Below are 4,915 nucleotides of genomic sequence, written 5' to 3'. Positions count from 1 at the left end.
TCCGCTCGGACAGCGGCGGCACTCAGCAGAAGAAGGGCGATTAGACGATGTGTATAATTTTGCATGGAACTATCAATACCGTCCGACCGACCAGATAACCATTATAAAGAGCTCGTTTTTTTCTAGCCCTCTCGCAGGGAGGCGCCGAGCTGCTTGCAGAGGAAGTCGATCAGTTTTTGATGCGCCTTGTTGACCTTTTTATCGGTCAGCGTCTGTTTCGCGGAGCGGTAGACAAAGGAATACGCCAAGCTCTTCTTGCCCGTCTCGACCCCCTTGCCCCGATAGACATCGAACGGGCCGAACGATTCGAGATTCTCGGGATTGGCCTTCTCGATCAGCTTGACGACCTCCTCGTGCGTGACGGATTCGTCGAGCACCAGGGCAATATCGCGGCTCATGGAGGGGAACTGGGCGAGCTCCACGGTCTTCTTGATGGCGAAAACGTTTTTCAGCAGGGCTTCGAGGTTGATTTCGGCGGCCGCGACCGGCCCCGTCAGGCGCCATTCGCCGCGGGCGGTTTTGTTGACCAATCCCATGCAGCCGACGGTTTCGCCATCGACGAGGATGGAAACGGCGCTGCCCGGCAGGAACTCCGGCCGCTCTTCGGCCTGGAATGCGGGAACCAGCTTCTGGGCGGCGCAGAGTTTTTCAACAAGGCCCTTCATCCAGACATACATCTCCTCGTCCTTGACCGGGCCGCGCTTGTCGAGCAGCTTGCGGCCCACGGGGCCCATCATGCCGAGCGATACGGTTTCGGTCTGGACCGGCTCGCCGTCGACGCGGTTGATGACGCGGCCGAGTTCGTAGAAGCAGGCCTCGCCGATCTGGCGCGAAAGGTTGCGGCCGAGGCTTTCGACCAGTTGCGGAATCAGCGAGGTGCGCATGACCGACTGGTCCATCGAAATCGGATGCGGCAACGCTTCGCGGCGGTCGCGGTTTTCCTTGTTGAAGAGGTCGAGCAGCGGATGGTTGACGAGCGTGTAGTTCATGATTTCGCTCACGCCGAGGCCCTGCAGCACGCCGCGCAGGTCGGCGATGGCGCGCACGCGGGAGTCGTCGGCCCCCGGGATGACCTTGGCCAGCGGCGTCTTGGCCGGGACACGGTCGACGCCGTGGATCCGGGCGATTTCCTCGACCAGGTCCACTTCGCGCTCGAGATCGAGGCGGAAGCTCGGGACGAGGGCAACGGCGGTTTCCCCGCCGTCTTCGATCCCGATTTCGAGCTTGCCGAAGATGGCTTTCATTTCATCGACGGAGATTTCGGCGCCGATCATGGAAACGATCCTGCTCCAGCGGAACGGGATCTTGATCGGCTCTTTCTTCCGCGGATAGACATCGACGACGCCCTTGCAGAGCGAAGCCCCGGTCAGTTCGCAGGTAAGCGCGGCGGCGCGGCGGCTGGCCCATTCGACGGAATCGGTGTTGACGCCGCGCTGGAAGCGGTAGGAGGCATCGGTGCCGAGCCCCAGCTTCTTGGCGGTTTGGCGGATCGAAGCGGTTTCGAAGGCGGCGGCTTCGAGCAGGATGGTGGAGGTGTCGTCCTTGATTTCGGAATCGGCGCCGCCCATGACGCCGCCGACGGCGGAGGCCTTCTCGGCATCGGCGATGACGAGCATGTCCTCGGCCAGCGCGCGTTCGGAGCCGTCGAGCGTATGCATTTTTTCGCCGGACTTGGCGGTCCGGACAATAATCTGTCCGCCCGCGACGGTGTTTTTGTCGAACGCATGCAACGGGTGGCCGGTTTCGAGCATGACATAGTTGGTGATGTCGACCACGTTGCTGATCGGGCGAATGCCTGCGGCTTCGAGGCGCTGCTGCATCCAGTCGGGCGACGGCCCGATCTTGGCGCCCTTCATGACGCGGGCGGTGTAGCGCGGGCACTTGGCTTCGTCGTCGATGCGCACGGCGATCTCGGCGTTGACGTCTTCGTCGGTCTCGGAAATCGCGATGGCCGGCATTTTGAGTTCGGTGCCATAGAGCACCGCCATTTCGCGGGCGACGCCGATCATGGAGAGGCAGTCGGGACGGTTCGGCGTGATTTCGAGTTCGATGACCGTCTCCGGCTCGCCCCAAACCTTGACGAACGGCGTGCCGGGCGCGAGGCCGGCGTCGAGCACCAGCAAGCCGGAATGGTCTTCGCCCAATCCGAGCTCGTCCTTGGCGCAAAGCATGCCCATCGAAACCTCGCCGCGGATCTTCGCCTTCTTCAGCGTGAAGCCGCCGGGCAAGGTGGTGCCGACCGGAGCGAAGGGATATTTGCCGCCGACGACCACGTTCGGCGCGCCGCAGACCACGCGCATCGTCTCTTCGGCACCGTATTCGACCGTGCACAGGCGCAGCTTATCGGCCCCCGGATGCGGTTCGATGGCCAGGATTTCGCCCACGACCACGCCGGGGAAATCGGAGCCGATCGTTTCGATGGCTTCCACTTCCAACCCCGCGAAGGTCAGCTTGTCCGACAACCCCTCGATCGTATCTTCGAAATCAACATATTCCTTCAGCCAACTGACCGGTACTTTCATAGCTCTACTCCGATTGGAAAAAATGAGCGTTGTTTATATCGGTTGGGCCGAACCGGCTCAAGTACTTCGTGAGGCGTAGTGCGGGGCGGTGGTCCGGAGACGCCATTGCGACGGCCGTGGCCGCCCCTTCACGGTCGCGCCGCTAAATGGCAAGGATCTCGCTGGCGCCCGCATCGCCGCCCTGGAGGTACGGCTCGGTCCGGAACTCATTGACCTCCCGGAGCCTTTGGAGCACGGTGCAGATCGCATCCACTTCCTGGATGCTTTCCTCGATGTCCAGCACCTCCTGAAGGGTCTGCGCCTGCTCCTTCATGATAAAGAGGCGCATCCGGAGCGTGGTTGCGGGTTGCCCCAAATGGTGGCAGGCCGCACCGATGCTCTGGATCATGGCCCGGTGCCGCTCGGCCTGCACCAACGCCCGCTGCTGCTCTTCAAGGGCCTTTCGCAGTCCGGATTCGATGCGCCAGCGCTCTTCGATAATAACCAGCCGGGCGCTCATTTCGCACAGGATCGTATTGAAACTATCCTCGATGAACTTCAGATCGTCACTGTAGCTCGCGTTCTCGAGGGTAATCCGCTCCGGCAGCGCCCCCTCGGCCACGTCCTGAATGTATTGGCGCAACCGGACAATGTTTTCCGGGTACTTCCGCAGGATGCGATAGCCGGAGACGGCGACAAAGATCGTGCAGCACAACATGACGACTTCCGCCCCGAAAGGCATGCCCCCGCTTGTCGCGCCTTGCGTGCCGATGTAGTAGAGGGAGAGCGCCGGAATGACCGCCATCAGGACCAGTGCGATTTTGGCCTGGGCATGCGCATCCTGCGCGCGCAGGTTTTTGATTTGGAACCAGCCGGACGGGCTTGTTTTCTTGTTATTCATACTACCGTTCCTTGACTGCTTGCTTCACCACATGCCGGTCGAAAACGGCGCGAACGGCATCGACACTCAGCGGCTTCGAGAGGAAATCATCCATGCCGGTGGCGAGGAACTTTTCGCGGTCGCCGGGCATGGCATAGGCGGTGGCGGCGCAGATCGGGGTGCGGGGGAAACCGGCATCGAGTTCCAGCTTGCGGATGGCCCGCGTGGCATCCACTCCGTTCATGACGGGCATCTGGATATCCATTAAGATCAGGTCGTAGTTGCGGCGCTCGAACATTTCCACGGCTTCCGCGCCGTGGTTGGCAATCTCGACCCGTCCCCCCAACCGCTGGACCATCTTGCTCAGCACCAGCTGATTGAGCTTTTGATCTTCGACGATCAGAACCACCGGAACATCGCTCTGCGTTCGACGGCCCGCTTGCGGGATCGAGACCGGAAGCTGGACGATGAAGACCGACCCCTTCCCCGGCGAACTTCGCAGCGCCAGCCGGCCGCCCATGGCCGCCACCAGCTTCTGGGTCTGGGCCAGTCCCAGCCCGGCCCCGCCGAACGAGCGGGTGGACGTGGCATCCGCCTGCACAAAAGACTCGAAGATCTCCTGCCGCAGATTTTCGGGAATGCCGGGACCGGAGTCCCGCACGCAAACGGTCAGCGTCCCGGCGGCCTTGGAGCCGTGCCGGAAAAAGGTCCGGACCCGCACAAAACCCTCCGGCGTGAACCGGACCGCATTTTCGATGAGCGAGGAGAGGATCTGGCGCAGCCGCATTTTGTCCGCGGTAATCCGGACGGGCATGCGCCGGCTGTGGCCGACCGTGAGCCTCAGCTTTTTCGCGGTGGCCTGCGCGCCGAAAAACGTCGCGACATCCGTGACGACCTCGCCGGGGTCGAAGTCGACATTGCGCAGCTTGATGTTGGCATTGTTGAGATAGGAGATATCCAACAAGCCGTTGATCAGCTTCATCATGGCCTCGCCGCTTTCAAGAATGTCGTCGATCATATCGCTCCACTCCGAGCCCTTCAGATCGTCCTGCAGCAGCTGCCCCAGCCCCATGATGCCGTTCATCGGCGTGCGCAGCTCATGGCTCATGTTGGCCAGGAACTCGCTCTTGGCGAGGTTGGCCTTTTCCGCCAGCTCCTTCGCGGCCTGCATGCGCTTTTCCGCTTTCTTGTGCGGGGTAATGCTCAGATGGGTTCCGACCATGCGCACCGCGTTTCCGAGGCCATCCCATTCCACCACCCGACCCCGGCTCAGAATCCATACCCACTCGCCGGATTTGTGCAGCATCCGGTATTCGGATTCATAATGCTCCGCATGGTTGCGTAGGCTCCGATCCAGCGCTTCAATCACCCGATGGAAATCGTCCGGGTGGATCAGTTTTTTCCAGTAATCGACGTGCGGCTCGATCTCGCGGCGCTCGCAACCGAGCATCCGGTGCCACTGTCCGTTAACCTGCATTGCACCGGACGGAACATCCCAGCGCCAGAAACCGAGGTCGGCCCCGCGCAGCGCCTG

The 4,915-nt window shown here is 61.8% G+C and carries 3 protein-coding genes; all 3 read right to left on the bottom strand.

The window, feature by feature from the left end; genetic code table 11:
• Nucleotides 1-122: 122 nt before the first annotated feature.
• The gene (gene pheT / locus ABYO54_RS14000) at nucleotides 123-2,522 is read right to left on the bottom strand and encodes a phenylalanine--tRNA ligase subunit beta (RefSeq protein WP_372808868.1); all 2,400 of its coding nucleotides are present in this window, start codon (nucleotides 2,520-2,522) and stop codon (nucleotides 123-125) included.
• 142 nt (nucleotides 2,523-2,664) lie between these two features.
• Nucleotides 2,665-3,402, bottom strand: a complete 738-nt coding sequence (locus ABYO54_RS13995) for a hypothetical protein (RefSeq protein WP_372808867.1) — start codon at nucleotides 3,400-3,402, stop codon at nucleotides 2,665-2,667.
• Nucleotide 3,403: 1 nt separating this feature from the next.
• On the bottom strand, nucleotides 3,404-4,915 hold a 1,512-nt coding region (locus tag ABYO54_RS13990; RefSeq protein WP_372808866.1), incomplete at its 5' end, for an ATP-binding protein.

The sequence above is a fragment of the Pontiella sp. genome, from assembly GCF_041622395.1.
Taxonomy (GTDB): domain Bacteria; phylum Verrucomicrobiota; class Kiritimatiellia; order Kiritimatiellales; family Pontiellaceae; genus Pontiella.
The sequence above is the reverse complement of the archived record's forward strand: the minus strand, read 5'-3'. Positions and strand labels throughout refer to the sequence as shown.